Source organism: Streptomyces sp. NPDC090106, assembly GCF_044747265.1.
Lineage (GTDB): Bacteria > Actinomycetota > Actinomycetes > Streptomycetales > Streptomycetaceae > Streptomyces.
Genome location: NZ_JBIVDS010000016.1, coordinates 114,385 through 136,712, shown reverse-complemented (window position 1 = coordinate 136,712; position 22,328 = coordinate 114,385). Strand labels below are relative to the sequence as shown.

The 22,328-nt window shown below is 69.5% G+C and carries 18 protein-coding genes and 1 pseudogene; 12 read left to right on the top strand and 7 right to left on the bottom strand.

Annotated elements, in window-relative coordinates:
• Window positions 1-2 precede the first annotated feature (2 nt).
• Complete coding sequence (locus ACIPSE_RS39340; protein ID WP_401672856.1) at window positions 3-806, bottom strand: alpha/beta hydrolase; 804 nt, start codon at window positions 804-806, stop codon at window positions 3-5.
• 336 nt (window positions 807-1,142) lie between these two features.
• Between ACIPSE_RS39340 and ACIPSE_RS39335 the strand changes: the two genes are divergently transcribed.
• The gene (locus ACIPSE_RS39335) at window positions 1,143-1,613 is read left to right on the top strand and encodes an SsgA family sporulation/cell division regulator (RefSeq protein WP_401672854.1); all 471 of its coding nucleotides are present in this window, start codon (window positions 1,143-1,145) and stop codon (window positions 1,611-1,613) included.
• 173 nt (window positions 1,614-1,786) lie between these two features.
• On the opposite strand, the gene ACIPSE_RS39330 is transcribed toward ACIPSE_RS39335, so the two are convergent.
• Window positions 1,787-2,770 carry a class I SAM-dependent methyltransferase gene (locus ACIPSE_RS39330; protein ID WP_401672851.1) on the bottom strand — a complete coding sequence of 328 codons (984 nt, stop codon included), beginning with the start codon at window positions 2,768-2,770 and terminating at the stop codon, window positions 1,787-1,789.
• Window positions 2,771-3,191: 421 nt separating this feature from the next.
• Between ACIPSE_RS39330 and ACIPSE_RS39325 the strand changes: the two genes are divergently transcribed.
• The 3 genes from ACIPSE_RS39325 to ACIPSE_RS39315 all read left to right on the top strand — a co-directional run bounded on the left by ACIPSE_RS39325 (window position 3,192) and on the right by ACIPSE_RS39315 (window position 5,927).
• On the top strand, window positions 3,192-3,860 hold the full coding sequence (locus tag ACIPSE_RS39325) for a transglycosylase SLT domain-containing protein (protein ID WP_401672848.1): 669 nt from the start codon (window positions 3,192-3,194) through the stop codon (window positions 3,858-3,860).
• 92 nt (window positions 3,861-3,952) lie between these two features.
• A complete protein-coding gene (locus tag ACIPSE_RS39320) occupies window positions 3,953-4,918 on the top strand; it encodes an RNA polymerase sigma factor (RefSeq protein ID WP_401672846.1) in 966 nt (321 codons plus the stop codon).
• 88 nt (window positions 4,919-5,006) lie between these two features.
• Window positions 5,007-5,927 (top strand): alpha/beta fold hydrolase, encoded by a 921-nt coding sequence (locus ACIPSE_RS39315; RefSeq protein WP_401672843.1) that lies wholly within the window; start codon window positions 5,007-5,009, stop codon window positions 5,925-5,927.
• Window positions 5,928-6,083: 156 nt separating this feature from the next.
• On the opposite strand, the gene ACIPSE_RS39310 is transcribed toward ACIPSE_RS39315, so the two are convergent.
• From ACIPSE_RS39310 to ACIPSE_RS39300, 3 genes are all read right to left on the bottom strand, one after another.
• Window positions 6,084-6,464, bottom strand: coding sequence for a DUF6009 family protein (locus ACIPSE_RS39310; RefSeq protein WP_401672840.1), 381 nt, complete (start codon window positions 6,462-6,464; stop codon window positions 6,084-6,086).
• A gap of 202 nt (window positions 6,465-6,666) precedes the next feature.
• Window positions 6,667-8,247, bottom strand: coding sequence for a phage/plasmid primase, P4 family (locus ACIPSE_RS39305; protein ID WP_401672837.1), 1,581 nt, complete (start codon window positions 8,245-8,247; stop codon window positions 6,667-6,669).
• Complete coding sequence (locus ACIPSE_RS39300; RefSeq protein WP_401672834.1) at window positions 8,244-9,389, bottom strand: bifunctional DNA primase/polymerase; 1,146 nt, start codon at window positions 9,387-9,389, stop codon at window positions 8,244-8,246. The genes ACIPSE_RS39305 and ACIPSE_RS39300 overlap by 4 nt, the downstream gene beginning before the upstream one ends.
• A 925-nt stretch (window positions 9,390-10,314) precedes the next feature.
• Between ACIPSE_RS39300 and ACIPSE_RS39295 the strand changes: the two genes are divergently transcribed.
• From ACIPSE_RS39295 to ACIPSE_RS39265, 7 genes and pseudogenes are all read left to right on the top strand, one after another.
• The gene (locus ACIPSE_RS39295; RefSeq protein WP_401672831.1) at window positions 10,315-10,632 is read left to right on the top strand and encodes a hypothetical protein; all 318 of its coding nucleotides are present in this window, start codon (window positions 10,315-10,317) and stop codon (window positions 10,630-10,632) included.
• A 268-nt stretch (window positions 10,633-10,900) separates the two neighbouring features.
• Window positions 10,901-11,598, top strand: a pseudogene (locus ACIPSE_RS39290) (transposase); the annotation flags it as partial.
• Between the two features lie 43 nt (window positions 11,599-11,641).
• Window positions 11,642-11,935 (top strand): hypothetical protein, encoded by a 294-nt coding sequence (locus ACIPSE_RS39285; RefSeq protein ID WP_401672828.1) that lies wholly within the window; start codon window positions 11,642-11,644, stop codon window positions 11,933-11,935.
• 80 nt (window positions 11,936-12,015) lie between these two features.
• Window positions 12,016-12,603 carry an LUD domain-containing protein gene (locus ACIPSE_RS39280; protein WP_401672826.1) on the top strand — a complete coding sequence of 196 codons (588 nt, stop codon included), beginning with the start codon at window positions 12,016-12,018 and terminating at the stop codon, window positions 12,601-12,603.
• 121 nt (window positions 12,604-12,724) lie between these two features.
• On the top strand, window positions 12,725-13,516 hold the full coding sequence (locus ACIPSE_RS39275; RefSeq protein WP_401672824.1) for a hypothetical protein: 792 nt from the start codon (window positions 12,725-12,727) through the stop codon (window positions 13,514-13,516).
• Window positions 13,517-13,865: 349 nt separating this feature from the next.
• The gene (locus ACIPSE_RS39270; protein ID WP_401672821.1) at window positions 13,866-15,131 is read left to right on the top strand and encodes a ParA family protein; all 1,266 of its coding nucleotides are present in this window, start codon (window positions 13,866-13,868) and stop codon (window positions 15,129-15,131) included.
• Entirely contained in the window at window positions 15,128-16,426 is a 1,299-nt protein-coding gene (locus ACIPSE_RS39265; RefSeq protein ID WP_401672819.1) for a ParB/RepB/Spo0J family partition protein, read from the top strand. The genes ACIPSE_RS39270 and ACIPSE_RS39265 overlap by 4 nt, the downstream gene beginning before the upstream one ends.
• 318 nt (window positions 16,427-16,744) lie before the next feature.
• On the opposite strand, the gene ACIPSE_RS39260 is transcribed toward ACIPSE_RS39265, so the two are convergent.
• Window positions 16,745-17,743 (bottom strand): helix-turn-helix domain-containing protein, encoded by a 999-nt coding sequence (locus ACIPSE_RS39260; protein WP_401672817.1) that lies wholly within the window; start codon window positions 17,741-17,743, stop codon window positions 16,745-16,747.
• 118 nt (window positions 17,744-17,861) lie between these two features.
• Window positions 17,862-21,614, bottom strand: coding sequence for a S8 family serine peptidase (locus ACIPSE_RS39255; protein ID WP_401672814.1), 3,753 nt, complete (start codon window positions 21,612-21,614; stop codon window positions 17,862-17,864).
• A 261-nt stretch (window positions 21,615-21,875) separates the two neighbouring features.
• Between ACIPSE_RS39255 and ACIPSE_RS39250 the strand changes: the two genes are divergently transcribed.
• Window positions 21,876-22,304: an organic hydroperoxide resistance protein gene (locus ACIPSE_RS39250; protein WP_401672812.1), complete on the top strand. Its 429-nt coding sequence runs from the start codon at window positions 21,876-21,878 to the stop codon at window positions 22,302-22,304.
• Window positions 22,305-22,328 lie beyond the last annotated feature (24 nt).

Below are 22,328 nucleotides of genomic sequence, written 5' to 3'. Positions count from 1 at the left end.
CCTCAGTGGTGCGTGGGCAGAGCGCGGATGCCGTGGTCGCCGAGCCAGCCGAGCACGTAGTCGGCGACGAAACGCCATCCGCTGTCGATGACCAGGGAGTGGGCGCGGTCCGCGAACTGCTTGAGATCCGTGGCCGCGGTGGAGTCGCCGTACGCCTTGTAGACGGCCCGGGTGACCGAGTCCGGCACCAGCAGGTCCTCCTGGCCGGAGATCAGCAGCAGTGGACCACGGCCCGTGTTGTCGATGTCCGCCACGGTGTGCGGGCTGCGCTCGGCGCCGGAACAGCCCAGGTCGGTGAGCAGCCGGTGCGGGGCGGGGATGACGTACCGCTCGAAGAGCCGGTCGGCCTCCGCCGCGTCGACGGTGTTGGCGAACACCTGGTGGAACCGCTCCGGTGACAGCGACACCACCGGGCCGGCGCCGCCCTGGTCGGGGGTCCAGAGCTCGGGGCGGGCGACGGGCAGCGGAATGTCGTTGACGGGGGTCGGCGCGATGGCCACCGCGGCCCGGCCCACATCGGAGCCGACGAGCTGCTGGGCGATGAGCCCGCCGACCGAGTGGCCGATGATCACCGGCGCGACGTCGAAGGAGCGCACGATCGCCGTGTAGTGGTCCATCAGCGCTTCCAGACCGATGTCACGGAACGCCTCGGGCGACTTGCGCATGCCAGGGACGGTGGCCTCCTCCCCCGGCCATCCGGGCGTGAAGGCGAGGAAACCCCGGCTGGCGAAGCGCTCGGCCCAAGACTCCCAGGAAAGCGCGTGCAACCACGCACCATGGATGAAGACGACGGGAGTACGGTTCACGGCTGGCTCCTCCGAGCATGACGACCATCACCCGGCACCGGCACGCGGGCGACCCTTTCAGGATCGGTCAGCCCTTGAGCAGGGGCGACAGTCGAATGACTTAATCTTGGCGCCCCGCGGTCCCCGGGACGCCTCCGGGAGGCTGTCGGCCGCCTGTGAACGCGTCATCACACAGAGTGCACCCAGACGGACACTTGTCCACTTCTCGGGCGCCCGGTCACCGCCCACACCGTCGAAGTCGGTGAAGAGCGACGGTCAAGTTACTTATGTACGACGCTCCCGCGGCGACCAGAGTGGATCGGGCAAGCTTCCACCACAGAGAGGGATCCACTCCTCATGAGCGGCAACCAACCCGGTGTGCAGGCCCGCCCGGCGGAGACGTGCGGCAGTCCTGAGCTGATCCTGGACATCGAGCGAGTGCTGGACGTCTCCGCCCGGCAGGCGATCAGGGCGGAGTTCCGGTTCGAGCCGGAGTCCCCCCTGGTCGTGTCCGTGGAGTTCGTCGTCGAAGGCGGTCCGCGCGTCCTGTGGCGGATCGGCCGCGACCTCCTCCAGCAGGGGCTGTACTCGGTGAGCGGCCTCGGCGACGTCCAGATGTGGCCGACGCACCCGGAGGAGCGGGCCACCGCGCGCCTCCAGCTGACCTCCGGGGACATGGCGGCCCTGTTCGAACTGCCGGTGGCGCCGCTGGCGGAGTGGCTCCAGTACACCTACGAGCTCGTGCCCGCCGGTCAGGAACTCACCGAGGTCGACTGGGACGTCACGGCCGCGGACCTGTTCCAGGAGTCCACGCCGCGGTCCGACTGATCACGGGCGACCGGCCACCGGCCGTCCCCGCGGGCTCGTCCCGGACAGGGGCACCGCACGGCGGCACCGAGGTGCCCGCCGACCGGCCGGACGACATCCACTCCCCCATCCGAACGCCCGGTCACCGCCTTCCCACGACCGTCCTGGCGTCCCGCGGTCGTGTCGGCGCCGGATCAGCGCTCGGCACGCCGGGCCGCGACGAGGACGGGACCACCCGGAACGGTGGGGAACGTACTGATCTCCCCCAGCCCGAGCGCCGCCAGCTCCTCGCTCATACGCACCGTGTCGAAGGAGTTGCCGCCACCGCGCACCGCGCTCCACCGGCCGACGGAACGGCGCAGTGCGTCGTCGGCGACCGGGTTGGTGCCCGCGACCAGCCACGCCCCCGGCGCCAGAGCCGCCACCAGCCGCGGCAGGGCGGCCCGCAACGCCGCCTCCGACAGGAACGGCGCCGGCAGCCAGACCAGTTGGTAGGCCTCGGACTCCGCCACGTCCACCGCGTCCTGGTGCCGCAGCGACACCCGGGCGGCCACGGCCGGATCGGCGGCGGCCAGTTCGCCCTTCCCCAGCTCCAGCGCCCGCGGCAGTACGTCGATGCCCTCCACCCGCGCCTGCGGGAAAGCCTCGGCCAGCGCCAGGGCCAGCGCGCCGACACCGGTCCCCACGTCGAGGACGCGGCTGCCCTCGGCCGCCAGCCGCTCGGCCGATCCGGCGAGCCTCGGCACGATCCTGGCGGCGAGCGCGCGACCGGTCGCGGCGGAGGCCCGCCCCTGGTTGAGCAGCACCTCGTCGTCCAGGGCGCCCCAACCGCCCTCCGGGGTGCCCGCCCCGTCGGCGGCAGCCGCGACGGCCTGCCGCAGCGAGCTGAGCTTCGCCTCCACCGCGCTGCGCGCCGTCGCCGGGTCCGCCCGGTCGAGCGAGGGGTGCGCGACGAGACCTTCGGAACCCCGTCTGACCAGGCTCACGCTCTCCAGCACCGCGGTGCGCTCCGGGTCCTTGGCGAGTACGTCCGCGAGGGGCTCGGACAACGCCTGCCGCTGGGTGCTCACGAGCGCGGCCATGGCCCACACGGCGGCCTCCAGCACGCCCACCGGGTCCTCATCGAGCGACAGCACGGGGTTCGGGGCAGGGGCGGCGGGTTCGGGCGATGCGGACAACGTGAGCCTCCGAAGGAGCACTGCTACGACATATGTGTCGCGCTTGCATACACACCATGCTGCCACAGCCACGTGTGTATGACGCGGGCGCCGACCGCAGAGGCACGGCCGAAACCGTGAACCTCCCACCCTCCCAATCCCGTTGACCCATAGAAGAGCTCCTGCGATCAGGCCTTGACTGGCTGGCCCGGCCGCAGGACGGGGTGGCCGTCCTCATGCTCTTCCCCGACATGAGGACGGCCGCTCCACCCATCCCACCAGGCGGGCGGTCCTCGGACCTGACCTCTTCCAGGACGGCCGGCAGCGCGGCCGGCGGCGCGGCGATCCCGCGGGCCTCGATGTGTGTCGACTGCCGGATCCGGCAGACACATACGTGCCAGAGTCGTGGCTGCACCCCAGACGCACAAAGCAAGGAGTCCGTGTGAGCTCGATCCCGGCCCGGGCATTCGCGGTGGCCTCCGCCACCGCGGTCACCGCCGTCGGGAGCGTCGTCGGCGTCGCCTCGAACAGCATCGCCCAGCCGGGCGACACTCGGGCTGCGGCTACCGACACCACGCTTCTCACGGACATACCCGCAGGTCAACAGGTGGAGGTGCAGACCGCTGCCCTGACGCGCCAGGCCGAGGGACAGGCCGTCCAGGCGGACCTGAGCACGAAGAGGAACGCGGAGAGGGCCGCCCGCGAGGCCGCCGCCAAGACGGCGATCGCGAAGCGGGAAGCCGCCCGGAAGGCGGCGCAGGAGGCGGAGACGGCAGCCGCCTCCCCGAGCGTCGCGAGCCTCTCCGCCCAGGGCTCCTACACCGTCGCGCAGATCCAGACGATCGCACAGCAGATGGTGCCGAGCGGCCAGTGGACGTGCTTCAGCAACATCGTGAACCACGAGTCCAGCTGGAACTACCAGGCCGTCAACGCCTCCTCCGGCGCCTACGGCCTCTTCCAGGCACTTCCCGGCTCCAAGATGTCCTCCGTGGGCGCCGACTGGCGGACCAACCCGGCCACCCAGATCAAGTGGGGCCTCACCTACATGAACTCCAGCTACGGCAGCCCGTGCCAGGCCTGGACGTTCTGGCAGGCCAACCACTGGTACTAGGACCAGGCCCCGCTCAGCCCGTCACGGCCGCCACGACACATGAAGGGTTACGCTCGACAGCAGACAGGTGTCATGGCCAGGAGGACATAGGTATGAGCAGGACACCGGGGGACGCCGGACCGGTGGAGGACGCGGCACTGACCTTGGCCGCACAGGCCGGCGACGTATCTGCTCTGGCCCTGCTCCTGGAGCGTCACCGGCCCGGTATGCGCGCCGTCGCGCTCAGCCTGCTGGGGCCTGGCCCCGACGTCGACGACGTCCTCCAGGAGGCGGCACTGGTGACGCTGCGCCGGATCGTGGACGTCCGCGACCCGGAGGCCGTGGGACCGTGGCTGCGGATGGTCGTACGCAACGCCTGCCGGACTCTGCTGCGCGCCGCACAACGTGTCGAGCCCATGGAATCGGTGCCGGTGCCGTCGAACGGTGAGACGCCCGAACAGGTGCTGCAGAACCACGCGCTGCGGAACTGGATCTGGGAAGCCGTCGAGTCGCTGACCCCGACCCTGCGCCTGCCGGTCGTCCTGCGCTACTTCACCACCGGGATCACCGCGTACCAGCAGATCGCCGAGGCCTGCGGGATCCCCGTCGGTACCGTGCGCAGCCGGCTGAGCCAGGCCCGCGGCATCCTCGCCCGGTCGCTGACCGCGACCGCCGCCATGGCACACGAGGACACGCGCCGCCGTACCGAGAACAGCTGGCACGAGGCGCGTGAGACGCTCGCGGCCGCCGAGCGCGGCGAGTTCGGCAAGGTGGTCAGGGACCGCTACTCCCCCGCCGTCTCACTGCTGGCCGCAGGCGAACGGCTCGGCGGGGCCGATGTACTGCTGGCGGGCATGGACAGCGACCTCTCGGCGGGCGTGCGCCAGCGCCCGCTGCACGTGGTGGCCGGCCGGTCCCTGGTCGTCTGGGAGATGGAACTCATCAACCCACCGGACGCCCCGGACCACTGCCCGCCCGGCGTCGCCTGGATCATGTCGCTCGACGGTGGTCGCTTCGACCGGGTCTCGCTGTACCACGCGTCCCGCCCCGAGACCGGCCCCAACTCCCTGGCAGTGTGAGTCAGATCACCTCTGCACGATCGAACTTCCCGGCTCCGGGAGCGTCTTGCCGGTGTTCCTGACACCTGCGGACCCCTTGGAGACACCGATGAACGCATCCACCCCGCACACCGATCCCCTCTCCCCCGGAACCCACCTCCACCAGATGGGCGGGATCACCCAGCGCTATCACGTCCACGGCGAAGGCCCGGTCTGCCTGGCGCACCCCGGCGGTCCCGGCATCCACTGGGACTACCTGCGCATGCCCGCCCTCGAGAAGCACCTGACGATGGTCTACGTCGAACCCGTCGGCACCGCCGAGGACAGCCGCCTGCCCTCGCACCCGCACGGCTACACCCGGGAGCGCTACAGCCTCTTCCTCCAGTCGCTGATCAACCGGCTCGGCGTCGGCCGGGTGCACCTGCTGGGGCACTCCCACGGCGCGTTCGTGGCCGCCCACCACGCCCTGCACCGCGCCGAGCAGCTCGCGGGCGTCGTGCTGTACGAGGGCGCTCCCGTCACCGGGCCCGAGCACGGCGCCGAAGCGCAGCGCAGGGTGGAGGCGTTCGTCGCGAAGCACGCCGGTCACCCCGGACTGCCCGATGTGCTGGCCGCGTTCGGCGCGATGGGCAGCATCTCCAGCGACGAGCAGACCGAGGCGGTCGCCCGCGGCGTACTGCCGTCCTACTTCGCCGACTACTGGGGCGATGAGGAGCGCCTGGCCCCGTTCCGGGACGCGGTGCGGGCCACGTACATCTCGGGTCTGGACGAGGACCTCACACCCGATGTCATCGACGACCGGGCCGCGTTGAAGGGGCTGGAGGTGCCGGCTCTGGTGGTCGTGGGGCGGCACGACGTGATCTGCGGGCCCCGCTGGGCGTTCGCGATGGACGAGCTGATCCCGGACTCCCAGCTGCTGGTGCTGGAGAACAGCGGGCACATGGGCCACATCGAGGAACCCGAGTTGTTCGCGGAAACGGTCCGTGCCTTCGTCCTGCGGACCGCCGTCGCCCCGGAGGAGGCCGCGTAGGCGGACAGAGGTGATCCACGACGTGCGCCGACCTGCCCGAGGGCGGCGCACGTGAACCCAGCACCGGGGTCGCCTCGTCCTAGTACCGGGGGCCCGTCCGCACGGGCCGCCCACGAGCGAGTGATGCCGGGCGGTGAACCGGTGCGCGCGAAACCGTCAGGGTGCCGACGCTATGGCCACCGTGCCGGACTGCGACCTGGGGGTCTTCGTTCCCGGCTTGCGCGGGGTGATCGTCCTCGGGTCGACGGCCTCACCCGGGGCGCCCTCGCGGTAGAGGCCGTCGGGAAGGCTGTCCCGGTCGTGCGGGAGGAGGAAGAACACCCGGCGCTTGTACAGGCCGCTGTCCGGGTCGGGAGAGGCGTCCTCGTCGAGCAGGGCGTAGCCCACCATGCGGCCGTCGCGTGCGTACGGCGGCTTGGTGTTGCGCCGCCTGGTCTTGTCCAGCGCCTGCCGGACGTAGTCCAGGTTCTCGGGATTCTCCAGCCACACCACCTCGTCCTCGTGGATGAGGTCGCTCTCGGTCAACAGCGAACTCATGGCTGCAGCCCCTCCTTCATCGGCGTGCTCCCCGGCCATGGGGGCATGGCCGGACCTCTGTCCGTGTCGCTGCGGCCCGCTCGCCGCCAAGTGACGGGCCGCTCGGTGGGGGCCACCACGTGCGCGGCCTGACCACCATGGTAGAGCGCACGGCGACGACGATGTAGGCCACCTGGTGTGGATGGCCCACCTACGACAGCCGTCATGCGTGCTCCAGCAGCGCGATTCCCGGGTAGTACTTCCGCCCGTTGGACTTGATCATGTCCGTCGGAGAGGTCACGCCCACCTCTTGGCGGACACGGTTCGCGAAGGTGCGGGTGCTCGCCGGCCGGATGCCCTCACCTGCGTTGCACCAGGAGCTGTACTCCGTGTAGAGCAGACCCTGCTCCACCCGCAGGTCCTTGCCGGCGTCGCCGTCCCGGGTACAGCACTCGGACAGGAAGCGGCCGATGTGGTCCTCGGTGGTGGCGTAGGCGGTGGTGGCGATACGGACCCGGTCGGGGCCCTCCAGCGGATCCCTGGTGCGCAGATAGTGCTGGGCGCCCTCGATGAGCCACTGGAGGATGCCGGGGCCCTCGTCGCGGACCAGTTCGAAGGCGAGGTTGTCGATACGGCGGTGGGCGGGCACCGTCCGGGTGAAGGGCAGCAGCCGGATGCGCCGCCAGAAGGCGAAGCCGCCGGTGGAGACCTCGGGGCGGTGGTTGCCCAGCAACCACAGGTGGTGGGTCGGGGTGAACGAGAAGTAGTCCTGCCGCATCCGGCGGGCCTTGATCTTGTCGCCGCCCGTCAGCAGCCGGACGCGGGCCTCGTCGAACTTGTCGTTGGGCTTCAGCTCGCTGCACACGATGAGCCGCCGCCCGTGCAGCTCGGTCAGCTCGGTGGAGTGCTCCGAGAACGCGCCCCGGTCCATCAGGAAGCCGGGCGGGGCCGCGTCGGCGTAGTCGCCAAGGATCTGGATCATGATGTCGAGCAGGACGGACTTGCCGTTCTTGCCCTCGCCGTGGAGGAAGGGCAGCACCTGCGCGCCGACGTCACCGGTGATCGAGTAACCCAGCATCAGATGCAGGAAGTCGATCATCTCCCGGCCCTCTTCGTCGTCCCCGAAGGTGTCGAAGAGGAAGCGGTGCCAGCGCGGGGTCTCCATGGCCTGCGGGGCGACGCTGGTGGCCCGCGAGTGGAAGTCACGGGTCGGATCGGCCTTGCGCAGATGCCCGTTGTGGAGGTCGACCACGCCGACGGGGGTGCACAGGGCGTACGGGTCGCCGTCGAGCCGGTCGGGGTCGACGGAGATGTCCGGGGACGCCTTGGCCTGGGTCAGGAGCGCCTTGAGGCCGGTCGTGGACAGAGTGCGGCGCCGGTGATGGGCGAGTTCACGGTCGCTGAACACCCCGCGCGGGTCGGTGCCCGGCATGTCCTCGGCCATCTCCCCCGCGGCCCACAGAGCCGCCTTCTCGCCGCCCCCGCGCTTCCACCGGTAGCCGTCCCACGCGAACCAGCCGAGGCCCTCCACATGCCGGAACTGGTCGCGGTACTGCTGGACGAAGAGACGGGCGTTGCCACGGTCGGACAGGGACGGGGGACACAAAGCCGGTACAGGCGCTCCAGGGGCCGGGAAAGGGGCCATAGGGGTGCCGGGAGCCTGGAGGGGCGCAGAGACGCCCACAGAGCCCTGTGCGGGCAGCCGTGCGGGACCGGGGACCACTTCCGCCGCCTGGAGGTCGAGCATCTGCTGAGCGGCGACCTGCGGGTCGAAACGCGGTGTGCCTTCGGCACTGCTGCTCATGGACGTCCTTCGAGGTGAAGAGGGCGGACGGACCCTACGGCAAGGGCGTCGTCAACGATCTTTTCATTCCGGGACTGCTGCCAAGGCCGGGCATAGTTGGCGACACGGACAAGTCGGTCACGAATGGCCGCGTGCTCCAAATGGCCTGCTCCGACCAGGCCACCGGCCGTGTAGGCAGCCCTGTTGAGCTTCTCCGTGAACCCCGTCCCCTCCCGGGCGGCCGCGCATTCGGCGACCACTCCGATCAGTGGATCGATGACCTGATGGGCGGCGGCCGGACGGCCGGAACGCCGCGCGGGAGGAACCACCGCCGTCAGCCTCTGCCCCGCTCCCGGCTGTTCCGGCAGCCCGGGCACGGGGGTGACGGACGGTTCGATGACGTGTCCGGTCCGGCGCAGCTCCCTGCGCAGCCACTCGGGCAGCTCAGCAGGCTGCCTCGCGGAGCCCTCCGCCCGGTAGACACCCTGAGGGGTCCGGGTACCCGGCGCCACGATGTAGCCGCCCTCGGCGCGGACGTCGACCTGCCAGGCGAGGGCGGTGTTCCGGCCCGAGCCGGTCGAGCAGCGGTAACGGGTCTCCGGGTCGGGGTTCCGGTACCAGACGTGGAGGCCTCCCGACGGGGTGCGGACACGCAAGGTGCTCTCGTCCCGCGCGGGATCCTGCTCGCCCCGGAAAGCCGCGAGCAGGGCCAGGGTGTCGAAGCCGGAAGCCAGTCCGTCGAGCCGGACCTGCTCCGGGATGACGATCCCGGGGAGGAGATGCGCACGGTCGGCGACCGACACCTGGTGGGCGTCGATGTCGATGACCACGAGTCCCGCGGGCGCACAGGCCACCCCGACACCGGCGGCCGGCGTCGCGCCCCACCAACGGTCGATCAGTCCCTGGTCCGTGGTGGCCGCGTGGAAGCCGTGGCAGGGACGTCCTGCGGAGAGGCAGGGGCAATCCGCTGCCTCGTGCCTGCCGCCGCCCTTGGCCGCCGAACAGTCAGGGCAGTTCCCCACAGGGGTCTTTCGGCCCGGCGACAGCGGGTGCACCGGCCAGCCCTGCGCTGCGCACCAGCTCGCCACGGCGTGCGGGGGCGCTACGGCGGCTGCGTTGCCGTGGTGCTCACCTTCGCGCGGCACGGGAATCGTCCTCGTCATGTTCTGTCTGCCCGATCACTTCACACACACCCGGCGGGGCAGCTGCAACGCCAGGGACCGAAGGGACTCTGATGCGAAAAGAGTGTACGACCCTCGATCACAAAAAGGGGGTCCGCCCTACCGGCGCGCCGTACCCGATCGGACCTCTGGGTCCCTTGGGTCCCTGAGTCAGGTGGCTGCTCCAACCCTAGGGGCTGGAGCCTCGAATGGCGCGGGAACCGTGCCTCAGGGCTCCAGGGACCGGGTTTCAGGGACGGAGAGGGACCAGGGACCAAGCAGCAGGGCCTGAGGGATCGGGGGTCTCCGGCTCGTCCCTGCCTATACCCGCAGGTCACAGGCTTGCGGCCGTTCAGAGCAGGGACCGAAGGGACTTAATCTCGCAATTATGAGCTGTAGTAGATATGTGCTTGTGTATGCGCGCGCATGTACGAATACATGTCTTCTCTACGTCATAATTAGGAGATTCAGTCCCTCCAGTCCCTTTCGGACTCTGCAAAACGGCTCTGACCTGCGAAGATTCCAGGGACTGAACCCCAGGGACCGAAAGTCCCTCCGTCCCTGCCTCAGTCTCTGTTCAGTCCCCATGAACACGCTGAGTAAAGCTCTGGTCAACTCCACTGACTCTGAACCGATCTGAGGTCCCGTCTCTTCGGTCCCTGGGGATGCCTCGGTGCCGGCCGCTGGGCAGGGACTGAACGAGACGCCTCGGCGGAGGCCCCGGAAGACAGGGACTGAAGAGACGACCTCGGTGCCGCCGTTCAGTCACTCCGTCAGTCACTCCCCCACGTACGTCTCCCGCCTGACCCGAGCAGCCGATAGGCAAGGTTGATCAGCCGACATCGCTCACTCATGGTCGCGCTGAGATCCGGATCGGCCTGCGTGGTCGTCAGGGTGAGGACGACACCAGGAGCGAGAGGGAACGTTGATGAACGACTTCCAGGCCATCGCGGACAGCGTCGAGGTTGAGGCCATGCGCGGAGAGTTCACCGACGCGGCGATGGTGCGCGACCGTCTCCGACTGGCAGCGCTCTTCACCCTGGACGGTGTCCTGCGCATGCCCGACATCCCCGTCGAACAGGTCGGCCGCGAGGAGATCCTCGACGGGGGCGAACAGCTGCAGAGCCAATGGGACTTCTTCGTGCAGCCCACATATCCCGGCACGCCCTCCTGGACGGTGCCCCCGCGACAGGCCGCGCGTACATCCGGGAACTCGTCCCCGCGCTCGACGGACGCCAGGGTCTGAACTTCGCTGTCTGCCACGACCGTTACCAGCGCACCGTGGACGGCTGGAAGTCCGCCGAGCGGCGGTACGAGGTCAGGTACCTCGACACCTCATCGTTCATGGGCGATGCTCCCCGCGAGGCGCTGGGCTTTTGACCCAGCCGCGGCCCCCGTTACCTTCTTCGTGGCTCAGCAACGGGCCCTCCGGCCTTCGGGTCCGAACTCAAGCTCCGCGAGCTGTTCGCCCCGCTCCAGGCCAGGCACGGAACCCTGCTTGTCGTGGTCGACCAGACGACGACCTGGCCGGCGAAGAGACCTGGGTCGTGAACCGGCTGCACGGCCCGCTGACCCAGATCCATCCATCTCTTGCAAGTCGGGCCGGCGGAAGCTGGTCATGCGGCTGTGGCCGAAGGCACCGAGGATGGCCGAGCGGCTGGTCGAGAAGGTCTTCGCCGCGCTGGACGATCAGACCGCGACGGTCCCGGGCACGGAGGCGGCCACGCTGATCGTCCCGAGCCTCGTCGCCTCGCTCTCAGCCGTTCTCGACCAGCGCAAGCTACTGGCCGGGAGGGTCGAGGAACTCCTGAAGGCCCATCCTCTTTCGAAAGTCCTGACGTCGATGCCGGGAACCGGCTTCAGGACCGGAGCCCGCATCCTGATCGAGGTCGGCGACGGCAGCACCTGCCCGACCGCCAGCCACCTCGCCGCTTATGCGGGTCTCGCCCCGGCGACCCGGAGCTCGGGCTCCTCAATCCGCGGCGAACAAGCGTCCCGGCGGGGAATCAAGCAGCTCGAACGGGCCTTCTTCCTCTCCGCGTTCGCGGCGTTGGGCGACCCGGCCTCGCGGGTCTACTACGACAGGAAGATCGTTCAAGGGAAGCCCCCCACACAGGCCCTGTTCTGCCTCGCCCGCCGCCGAGCCGACGTCCTGTTCGCCATGCTCCGCGACGGAACCTTCTACGGACCCCAACCCGTGCGCGCGACCTGAGACCTGCTTGCCCCTCCGCCCAAGCCCATGCTCAGCTTCGGGCATGCGGGACCCGAACTCTGAGCACCTGGCACTCGTCCGTCGCTGGCTCGCGGGTAAAGCCGTCAACAACACCGTCGGCATCAAGATCGTCGGAGGCCCATTCAACGGGCGGACCAAAATCGTCGAGCTCGACCAGTCAGGGCTGCCGCCCGCAGGCTTCCCAGGTCGCCCCGGCCGAACACCAGGCTCCTGGAACCCCGCTGCCAAACACATCTACCTGGCAGTTGGAGCCCCCGACACCACTTTGGTCTGGCACTACGAATACGCAGGCATCGACACAGCGGCGGACGGCTGACGCACGCTCCGCCGCCACCCTGGGCACCCCAACAGCTTGACCAAAGAGACAGGGGCACCCCCGCCTCCCGGGCTCAGGCCGTGTCCTTCCCCGCCACGGTCACGGCCGAGCAACTCGAGCGGGTGGCCGCCGCGCTCCGCGCCAACGGCTTCGCCGCCGAGATCCTGGACGACGCCACGGAAGCACGCGCCCGCGTCAAGGACCTGCTCCCCCAGGGCGCCCGCGTGCTCACCGGAGCCAGCGAGACCCTTCGACTGTCCGGCATCAACGAGGACATCAACGCCGGTGGTCAGTACGACGCCATCAGGCCGCGCATCCCGGGCATCGCCCGTGCCACCGGAGCCGACGAGATCCGGAGGCTGGTCGCCTGCCCTGACGTCGTCGTCAACAGCGTTGCCGCGGTCACCGAGACCGGCTCGCTCGTCCTTGCCTCGGGCAGCGGCAGCCAGCTCCCTGCCCACGAGGGCGGCGCCGACCACGCGGTCTGGATCGTCGGCGCGCAGAAGGTGGTGCCAGACCTGAGCACCGCCCTGCGCTGTATCGACGAGCACGCTCTCCCCCTGGAGAACGCCCGCGCCCAGGCGGTCTTCGGGATGCCCAGGGCGTGGCACCGTGCTGCTGCTCCGAGAGGCCATCGGCTACTGACCGGCGACTCTCCCACCCTCTGATGGAGCGGAACCTATTACGGCGTAATAGGTCTGCGGTTAAGGCTGATGCTGTTTCACATTCTGTGAATCGGGGTTGGTGGGGGAGGATGCCGGCATGACGAGACGTGCCCGGAGTTCGGGGGTGCCTACGAAGCCGCTGGTCAGGGAGCCGATCCGGATCGGGGTGGTGGATGCCTCGGCGGTGATCGGCGAGCTGCGTCAGCTGCATGAGGAGGCGGAGGACCCGGATGTGGAGCGGATGCCGGGTGATGACGAACTGTTCGGCGCGCTCCTCTATGCGGAGAAGCACGCTCATGCGCTGAAGCGGCACTCCCCCGAGGCGCAGCAGACCGCGGCGCTCAAGCGAGTTCAGTTGTGGGAGTACCTGCGGGAGCAGAGCGAGATTCATCAGGCGCGGGCGATCGACGATGCCCGGGCCGCTGGAGCTCAGTGGGTTCAGTTGGCACCGGTGTTGGCGGTGGCCGTGCCCAGCGCCGCCTACAACAAGGCGAAGAGGCTGAAGGCGGTCGAGCTGCTGGACGAGACTCCCCGGGCCGCCCGCGTACGGCGGACGCCCGAGGCAGTTCTCAAGGCAGAGCGTCGGCTCGCACAGGAGGAGGCCGCAGAGCGTAGAGCACAGGAGGCAGCCCGGCGGCGGCATGAGCTTCTGGTGCCCGTCGCCACCCGGCTCTTGGAGGAACGTGAGGCGTTGGTGCGGGACGAGGACGTCGACTACTGGCTGGAGGAGATGGAGGTCGTCCTGCCGCACTGCCGGACGCCTCTTCAGATGGTGAGTCTGACGCGCTATCTCGACGCCGCCCTGCGGGCTCTGACCAAACTGGAGAAGCAGACCGCTCGCTCGGTCGCGTTGACGGAGGATGCCCGGCTGGCTCTGGCCGCAGCTCTGGAGCTCCAGGACGCGTCGGTGACCTGACGCCGAGAGGGCGTTTCCATGCTCGACCTATTACGCCGTAATAGGTCGAGCGGTGTGAGGGCGGCGGTCTGGCGCTGTCATGGGTACGGCCATGGATGCGTCAGACCTATTACGCCGTAATAGGTCTGAGGGTCCGACAGTCCGGAACGGGTGGTTCAGGAAGATGTGACGGCTCTGGACCTTGTGGGGACGGATGGCAGCGAGGAAGGTGGATTCGTCCTCTGGGGCTGGTGAGCCTGCCCGACCTATTACGCCGTAATAGGTCCCTCGGGTCTCTTCTTCATCACCAAGTCGCACTAACTAACGTGTCGGTGCAGTGGATGATCTACGACGTTAGTAAGGTAGCGCCATGAGTATGCCAGCCACCTCAAGCGACCGAGCCAAGGTCGTCTCCAAACTGCCGGGATGGCTCCGGCAGAACCTCAAGGTCAGAACTGCCCAGCTCGGCGTCGAGATTCAGACCGCGGTTGAGCAGGGCATCGCCGCCTGGTGCGACCTCGCCTCGGCCACCGCCTCGGTCGACACCGCCGGCGCCGAATCCTTCTCCACCTTCCTTCCGCCGGGCCAGTGGGAGGAGTTCCGTCGGATCGCGGAGGACCGTCGTGTCTCCCTGATCCAAGGGCTCGCCCAGTCCGTTCAGCTGTGGCTCGACACCAACCCCGCTCCGGACGTCCAGCGTCCGGACATCACGCGCCGCATCGTCGTCTGCAACCAGAAGGGCGGCGTAGGCAAGACCGCTATCACGGCGGGCGTGGGCGAGGCCCTCTCCGAGGACCCCAACCGGCTCTTCCCCGTGCGGGTCGCCAAGGCCCTCGCCACGGCCCTGCGCGCCGGTGACGCCGATGCCGAGTCGACGGGCGTGGAGAACGATCCGCTCGATGTCGAGAAGCTTCCGGGGCACGGCCTCCGTGTTCTTCTGGTCGACTTCGACCCGCAGTGCCACCTCACCAACCAACTGGGCGCGTCCCCGGTGGCGATGAACGGTGACAGCCTCACCAACCACATGGCCGGTGACCCCAAGGGCGAACTCCGGGATCTCATCGTCTCCATCGACGACGAGCACTTCGGCGGCCGACTCCATCTGCTGCCCGCCTGCCATGACGCGTTCCTGCTCGATGTACGGCTCTCTGCGGTGCGTGCGCGGGAAGCCGCGCTGGAGCGGGCGCTGCTGCCGCTCGAAGCCGATTACGACGTCATCATCGTGGACTGCCCGCCCAGCCTCGGTCTCAGCATGGACGCCGCCGCCTACTACGGTCGGCGGCGCGACACCGAAGGACCGGGCCAGTCCGGGGCACTCATCGTCGTCCAGGCCGAAGACAGTTCGGCCGATGCCTATGACCTCCTGACGAACCAGATAGAGGATCTCCGCAACGACCTCGCCCTCGACATCGACTACCTGGGCATCGTCGTCAACCTCTACGACGGACGGCGCGGCTACATCGCCACCTCGTCCCTCCAGGGCTGGATCGACATAAAGGATCCGCGGGTCGTCGGTCTCATCAACGACCTCAAGGAACAGAAGGAAGCCGTGCGCATGAAGCAGCCCTTGCTGAGTTACGCGCCCGCCTCGCAGCAGGCCGTCGCGATGCGCGCGCTGGCCCGGGAGATCTCATGAGCAAGGCCGACCAGCTGGGTGCCGGACGCTTCGGGGGAGCGGCCCGGCCGGTCAGCGCCCGGCGCGCCGCCATCGGTGCCGCGACCGGGGTGCCGACCGACGGAGTGGCTCCGCCGACCCGACTCCCGGTCATGCGGATCAGCCCCAACCCCGAGAACCCGCGCACCACCCTGGGGGATCTCACCGAACTCGCGGGCAGCCTCAAGGAGCACGGCCAGAAGCAGGCCATCACGGTCATGAACCGTGACGCCTACCTCAAGGCCAATCCGGCACGGGCGAAAGACCTGGAACCCGACACGACCCATGTCGTCGTGGACGGAAGCAGCCGACTGGCGGCCGCCCGCGAGGCGGGGCTCACGCATCTCAGCGTGATGGTTGATGACGACCAGGGGAGTGACGGCGACTCGATTCTTGAGTCCGCACTCGTCGCGAACATCCACCGGAATGACCTCGACCCGCTGGACGAGGCACGCGCACTGCAACGCCTCCTCGCGATCCATGGGTCACAGTCCAAGCTCGCCAAGCGATTGAGGAAGTCGCAGGGATGGGTTTCCCAGCGCCTTGCCCTGCTCAATCTGAGTCCCGAACTCCAGGCCGCGGTGGGGGAGGAGCCCGTCGAATTCCTGCGTTCGGTCGCCAAGGAACCGCAGGAACGACAGGAAGCCGCCCTACAGGAACTCAAGGCCGAGCGCGCGCGCAAGGAGGCCGAACGGCGGGTACCCCCGCCCGTTGTTGTCGAGGAGAAGGACAGGCCGGAACCACCGGAAGAGCCGGAACGCTCCCACTCCGTCGACATTCCGGAAGCCGCCGAGGCCGCCGAGGCCGCCGAGGCCGCCGAGGCCGCCCAGGCCGACGAGGCCGTCGAAGCCGACGATCCCGAGATCTCCGAGCCCTCCTCCGCGCCCCCCTCCGAGGCACCTCCGATCCAGGAACCGCCGAGGAGTGTGTCACCGACTCGCCTCAACAGCACCGAGTCGGCTGGCAGTTCCCCTCGAAGCAAGGGGAGCGTCAGCGCAGCGCCGGTACCGAAGCCGGCTGAGGCAACCGCACCGGATGCGACTCCCGTCGAGCGAGTGGATAGCGTGCCCGATCCCCGAGCAGCCGAGAGCCTGGTCGGGGACCCGGACTTGGAGAGGGCGGAAGCGGGTACCGCTCGACGACTCCCTTACGACGACGGCGCGTTCATCGCGATGCACCTCATCCAGAAGATGAGCGACACCGAGTTCGACAGGATGCTGGACGTCCTGAACAAGCACCAGAGCAAGCGCGTCGGATCCCGCACCAACGCTTCCTGATCAACTGATCAACACGCCTGTGGCCGGCAAGAGCATCGTCTCTTGCCGGCCACAGGCGTTCTGGCTATTACGGCGTAATAGGTCGGGTCGAGTCGGGTCGCCGTGGTGCCGCCTGTTAGGACGCTGCGTCTGCCGTTCGGGTCATGCGGCGTAGCTGTCACTGCCCGACACTCATAGCTCGCGAAAACGGCAGAGAGTACTAAATCGCCTCTCGATTCGAACAGTTCGATTCTTCGCTCAGAACGATTCTCCCGTAGAGGGGTGCGTTCCCGTCGGGACGGATTTCGCGCTCGAAGGGCCCTGCGGAGGCTGTTGATGTCACAGCCAGCCGCGTCGGGCGGCCTGCCAAGCGAGTTGCATACGCGTTCCGGCTCCGGCGCGTTCCATCAGATTCTGGATCCGGCGCTGCACCGTTCTGCGGCTGAGGTTCATCTGGGAGGCGATCGCCTTGTCGGCGACTCCCGCGACGAGCAGTGAGAGCAGCTTGCCGTCGGCCGGCGACAGCGCGGGGTAGTGCGCGGTGTCATCCGCGGCAAGGTCGCCGGTCTCCGAGAGATGCAGGGGAACGGCGTGCTCCCAGTAACTCTCGAACAGGGCGACGAGGGCCCCGAGCAGATTGCTGTCTCTCACCAGTGCCGTGGTCGGCTGCTCCGGGCTGCCCTCGGGTCCGCCCGGCACCAGGGGGAAGATGCCGACGGAACGGTCGGCGATCGCGAGGCGCAGCGGCAACCAGGGGACGGCACGGGCAATTTCGCCTGCTTGGACACCGGCTACAACATTGTCGACGGCGCCTTCGTCGTCGAAGAAGGGCTTCTCATAGAGCACGCGGTAGCGGACACCGCGGGCGAGCGCGTCGAACTCCTCGGTGTTGCTGCCCGACGGCATGGCGACGTACTGAGCACGGCAGAACCAGAGCATCTCCTCACGTGCGTTCACCTGGATCTGTCTCAGCCGCTGTCGCAGGGCCTCGGCTCCCGTGATGACCTCCAGGAGCTGACCGGCGTCATGGCGACGCGCGGTCTCGCGGTAGGCCTCAAGGAGCCGGTCCGCTTCTCCGCGTGCCGTGTCCAGCGCGTCGGCGGTGTGTTTGATGCGGGGGAGGAGCGCCACATCCGGAGGGACCGCCCGGAACACCCGGGGCGTGCCGTCGTTGTGGCTGGCCAGTCCTTGGTGCACCAGAGCTTCCAGCACACGTGTGCTCTCTGGCTCACTCACATGTGTACGTCGGGAGACATCGTGGGCGGTGGCTCCGCCCGCCGTCACGAGGAGACGGTAGACCGACTCCTGTTCCTGTGAGACCCCCGCGGCTTCCAGCATTCCTCAGGCCCCTCCCGTTCGCCGTGGCCTGGACAGTCCGAGGACTGTACTCCAAGGCCGTACGACGACAGAGGGCGAGAGGACCGTACGGTCCTCTCGCCCTCCGGGCCGGCGAGGATCAGCGGCGTTCCGCCCAGGCGCGGGTGACCGTCTGACGGACGCTGTTGCCCGAGGAGTCCCGGGCCGTGACGCGGAGGGTGACGGCGGCGCTGCCGTGCTGGTGGCGCGGGCGCTCCACCGTGGCCCTGAACGTGTTGCGACCGCGGTCGCGGACGTCCGCCGTCCGCCAGGTGCGGCCGTCGTCGTAGGAGATCTCGACCCGCACCTTCGAGCCGTGCGGGGTGAGGGCGCCGTCCTGGGATCGGACGGTGACGTCCACGCCGTACGTGCCGGACCGGGTGACGGTGTTGTGGGCGTCGACCGGTACGGCGTAGTCGAGTTGGAGGAGGGGGAGTGCGGTGGGCTCGGTGCTCGGGCCCGATCTGAAGGACCAGGAGGTCTGGGTGGCGGTCGCGAGGTGCCAGTCGGGGGAGGTGCGTGAAGTGCTCAGTTCCAGACGGTAGTCGGCGGTGCCGGACGGTACTTCGACGTCGGTCCAGGCGCTGTCCAGGCCGTTCAGAGGGGTGCCGTTGCGGTAGAGGGAGGCCGCGACCGTGTCCCGCGTCGCCTCGGTGCGGGACGTACCGACACCACCGCCGTCGGAGGGCAGGCTGCGGGACCAGTGGCCGGACCGGGAGTCGGTGAACTCCGGTACCCGCAGGCGCAGTACGTCGCCCCGGCGCTCGGTCGGCTCGGTGGCGCCGACGGGGATGGACGGGCGGACGACGGCGCCCTGCCAGGTCTCGTCCGACTCGGTGCCCGCCCGGTAGGTGCGGGGTGTGTCGCGCATACCGAGTGCGAGCGGGACGTCGGGGTCGTAGACGGTGGTGTGGTGGACGAGGTGCTGCCAGACGGTGTCACCTGCGCTGACGTACTCGGTGCGGGTGATGCCGGTGGGGACGTAGCGGCTGTACTGGTTCCAGGCGGTCTGCTGGTAGGGGCGCCGGGCGAAGCGCTGTTCGGCGGCCCAGCCGCTGCCGCCGTTGTCGGCGTAGGTGGTGTGCAGTACGGCGCTGTCGCGGGCGGAGACGGTGTGGGTGACCTGCTGCGGGATCCGCTGCTCGGACACCTGCATGACGTCGTAGAGGTAGGGGCTGCGGGCCGTGCCGCGGAACGTCAGCTCGGTGGTGTGGCGGCGGAGCCGTTTGAGGAGCTCGGCTCCGGTGGTGGCGCCGACGCGGACGACCGGCACGGGGGAGCGGTCGCCGTCGGGGGTCCATCGGGTCCACGGGTTGTCGTCGAAGGTGACCAGCAGGGCGCCCTTGGCGCCTGCCGCCGCCAGCTTGCTCAGCACCTCGTCGCTGACCCAGCCCTGTTGGGCGTCCAGGATCGCCAGGCGGCCCCGGACACCGGTCAGGGCGGGGGACTCGGCGTTGCCCGCGTCGACGGCCCGCAGGGTGGTGCCACGCTCGTCGAACAGGGCCGAGGACGGCATGTAGTAGGCGTTCACTGCGCCGGTGAAACCGGTGGCGCGGGTCTGGAGCAGCGGGGCGACGAGCTGCCAGCGGGAGGCGAACTCGAAGGTTCCGTCCCGTACTTGGGCGGTGGGGCTGACGTAGAGCCGTTTGGCGATGTCGAAGAACATGGTGCCCTGCACCAGGGCACGGCCGTCGAGTTCGCGGTACGTCTGGTAGCTGAGCACTCCGCGCTGTTCGGCGGGCCGGGGTGTGCGGATCTCGACCGGGACGGTTCTGCGGGCGTCCACGGTGACCGTCGTGTCCTCGGTGACCTTCACCTCGGGCAGGACCACCTCGCGCAGTTCCTGGCCGTCCTGAGCGTCGCTGAGGAACGTGTGGCTGACCTGGTAGGTGCCTTCCTCGGCCTCGGCGACACCGTTGGCGGGGTCCGTGTAGGGAACGAAGCCGCCGGGGCCCCAGATGACCGGCTGTGCCGCGACGCGGTCGCCGTTCTGGTCGTACGTCCGCACGGTGAGCCGGTGGACGGGGCCGTGCACGATCAGGCTGAGCGTGGTGTGCACGGCCGGGGCGGTGCCGTCGGACGGGGTGCCGGTGACGTGGCCGTAGTAGGTGCCCTGACCGGCCTCGGCGGGGTCGACGGTGAGGGGGACGGTGGCGGTGCCGTGCGCGGGGACGCGGACGGAGCCGGGGAGGCCGACTGCGCCCGAGGGGGCCGGGCGGCCGGCCGAGTCCTTGAGGGCGGGCGTCAGGCCGAGGGTGACGGCCTGGTCCGAGGTGTTGGTGTAGGTGACGTCCAGCGTCCTGGCCGGGTCGCCGACCTGGAAGGCGCCAGGGGTGAGGCTGCCGGTCGCGGTGAGGGTGCCGAGGGCCGCCTCGGCGGCGTCGACGCGTCCGCCGCCCTGCTCGGTGACCTGCTGGCCCGAGACGGTACGGGCGGTGCTGACGATCGCGTCCTTGATCTGGGCGCCGGTCCAGTCGGGGTGGCGCTGGGCGATCAGCGCGGCGGTGCCCGCGACGTGCGGAGTGGCCATGGAGGTGCCGGAATAGCCCACGTAGTACTGGTCGACCACGTCGCCTTCGGTGGTGCCGGTGGCGCGAGCGGCCACGATGCCGACGCCGGGGGCGGTCACGTCCGGCTTGACCGAGCCGTCGCCGACCCGCGGGCCGCGGCTGGAGAAGTCGGCCAGCGAGTCGTCGCGGTCGACGGCGCCGACGGTCAGCGCGGAGTCGGCCGCGCCGGGGGAGGCGACGGTGGAGGCGCCGTCGCGGCCGCTGTTCCCGGCGGCGATCACGAACAGGGTGGGGGTGGAGCGGGAGAGCTCGTCGACGGCCTGGCTCATCGCGTCCTGGCCGTCGCTGGGGCTGTTGGAGCTGAGGCTCATGCTGACGACCTTGGCGCCCTGGGCGGCAGCCCACTGCATGCCGGCGATCACCGAGGACTCGGAGCCGCTGCCGTCGTCGCCGAGGACCTTGCCGACGAGCAGGTCCGCACCGGGCGCGACGCCCTTGCGGAGCCCGTCGGAGGCCGCGCCGCTGCCGCCGACGATGGAGGCGACATGGGTGCCGTGTCCGAACGGGTCGGCGGTGGAAGGGCTGCCGGAGAAGTCGACGGCCTCGGAGACACGTCCTGCCAGGTCAGGGTGTGTCTGGTCGACTCCGGTGTCCAGGACCGCGACCTTGACGCCCTCGCCGTGCACACCTGTCTGCCAGACCGTCGGAGCGCCGATCTGGGCGGTACTGCGGTCGAGGACCGCGTGCACCCGGCCGTCCAGCCATATCCGGGGCACGGCGGAGGTTTTCAAAGCAGCTTCGGCCGAGGCCAGTTGGCGCCAGAAGGGGCTCAGGTCGTCCTGGGAGACGTGCAGGGAGCGGGCGTGGATGCTCGGCAACTCCCTGGTGGGGGAGCCCTTTTCGGCGAAGGAGGCGAGCTTGTCCGCCGTCCGGGCGGTCGCCGTGCCGGAGCTGCCGACGATCAGGGGCAGTCCGTCGTCGTACCCCTGGGCGAGGAGCGAGGTGACGTCGAACAGGTCGCGGTCCAGGCGGCCTCGGGAGACCAGGGGCGAGGCGTCGGCGGGCAGGACCGTGAGGTGTCCGTCCTGCTCGAAGGTGTGGAAGACGATGCCGTCGCGCCCGGGGCCGGGTCGTACCGAGGCCGTCTGTGTGCCGTCAGGGCCCTTCACCACGGTCACGCTGTCGCCGGTGATCAGCCGGACCGTCGATCCGTCCCCCGGGGTTCCGGCCGCCGTCGAGGTGTGCGGTGACGACGTCGGTGGGTCGGCGAAGGACGGGGCGACCGCCGTGGCGGCCAGTGCGACGCCGGCGGCGAACGTCGCCAGCAGACGGGTGTGTCTCATCGGTTCTGTGCCTCTCCCGGCGCGCTGTGTGCCGTTCATCTGCGCGACAGAATCCGACGGCGACGCGGCATGTGTCACTCGATCCGGGTGGCACAGCTGAGACATGTCGCAAGGGCGACAGCGTTGTCGTATGTGAATCACCACCTTGACTGGTGACGCAATCTGCTGCCATGATTGCATCACCACCTCAACCGGTGACACGAAATGTGGCCTGGTCAGCGGTGACAGAGAACCTTTCGACCCAGATGGGGAGCACCAGTCATGGCAGTCAGCTACACCGCCGTTGTCGACGTAGACGGAGAAGGCCGGAACGGCGGTCACGTCCGCTCCTCCGACGGTCTGCTGGAGACCAGCCTCGCCCTCCCCAAGGAGCTCGGCGGCGCCGGTACCGCGACCAACCCCGAGCAGCTCCTGGCCGCCGGCTGGGCCGCCTGCTTCCTCGGTGCGCTCCGCCGGGCCGCCACCGAGCGCAAGGTCCGGCTGACCAGCACGAACATCACGGCCGAGATCACCCTCACGCACGGCGACGACGGGGAGTTCTCCCTGTCCGCGGTCCTCAACCCCGTCCTCGGCGGCGTCGACCAGGCCACCGCCCAGGAGCTGGCCGACGCGGCCCACCAGATCTGCCCGTACTCCAAGGCCCTGCGCGGCAACATCCCGGTCGCCATCAGCGCCGCCGCTGCCGCCTGACGCGTCTTCACCCACACCACCGGA

Excerpts from the sequence above, each read along its gene's own strand:
- ACIPSE_RS39335 (WP_401672854.1), top strand. The coding sequence starts at position 1,143 with ATGAGCGGCAACCAACCCGGTGTGCAGGCCCGCCCGGCGGAGACGTGC.
- ACIPSE_RS39320 (WP_401672846.1), top strand. The coding sequence starts at position 3,953 with ATGAGCAGGACACCGGGGGACGCCGGACCGGTGGAGGACGCGGCACTG.
- ACIPSE_RS39315 (WP_401672843.1), top strand. The coding sequence starts at position 5,007 with ATGAACGCATCCACCCCGCACACCGATCCCCTCTCCCCCGGAACCCAC.
- ACIPSE_RS39310 (WP_401672840.1), bottom strand. The coding sequence starts at position 6,464 with ATGAGTTCGCTGTTGACCGAGAGCGACCTCATCCACGAGGACGAGGTG.
- ACIPSE_RS39305 (WP_401672837.1), bottom strand. The coding sequence starts at position 8,247 with ATGAGCAGCAGTGCCGAAGGCACACCGCGTTTCGACCCGCAGGTCGCC.
- ACIPSE_RS39300 (WP_401672834.1), bottom strand. The coding sequence starts at position 9,389 with ATGACGAGGACGATTCCCGTGCCGCGCGAAGGTGAGCACCACGGCAAC.
- ACIPSE_RS39295 (WP_401672831.1), top strand. The coding sequence starts at position 10,315 with ATGAACGACTTCCAGGCCATCGCGGACAGCGTCGAGGTTGAGGCCATG.
- ACIPSE_RS39285 (WP_401672828.1), top strand. The coding sequence starts at position 11,642 with ATGCGGGACCCGAACTCTGAGCACCTGGCACTCGTCCGTCGCTGGCTC.
- ACIPSE_RS39270 (WP_401672821.1), top strand. The coding sequence starts at position 13,866 with ATGAGTATGCCAGCCACCTCAAGCGACCGAGCCAAGGTCGTCTCCAAA.
- ACIPSE_RS39265 (WP_401672819.1), top strand. The coding sequence starts at position 15,128 with ATGAGCAAGGCCGACCAGCTGGGTGCCGGACGCTTCGGGGGAGCGGCC.
- ACIPSE_RS39260 (WP_401672817.1), bottom strand. The coding sequence starts at position 17,743 with ATGCTGGAAGCCGCGGGGGTCTCACAGGAACAGGAGTCGGTCTACCGT.
- ACIPSE_RS39255 (WP_401672814.1), bottom strand. The coding sequence starts at position 21,614 with ATGAGACACACCCGTCTGCTGGCGACGTTCGCCGCCGGCGTCGCACTG.
- ACIPSE_RS39250 (WP_401672812.1), top strand. The coding sequence starts at position 21,876 with ATGGCAGTCAGCTACACCGCCGTTGTCGACGTAGACGGAGAAGGCCGG.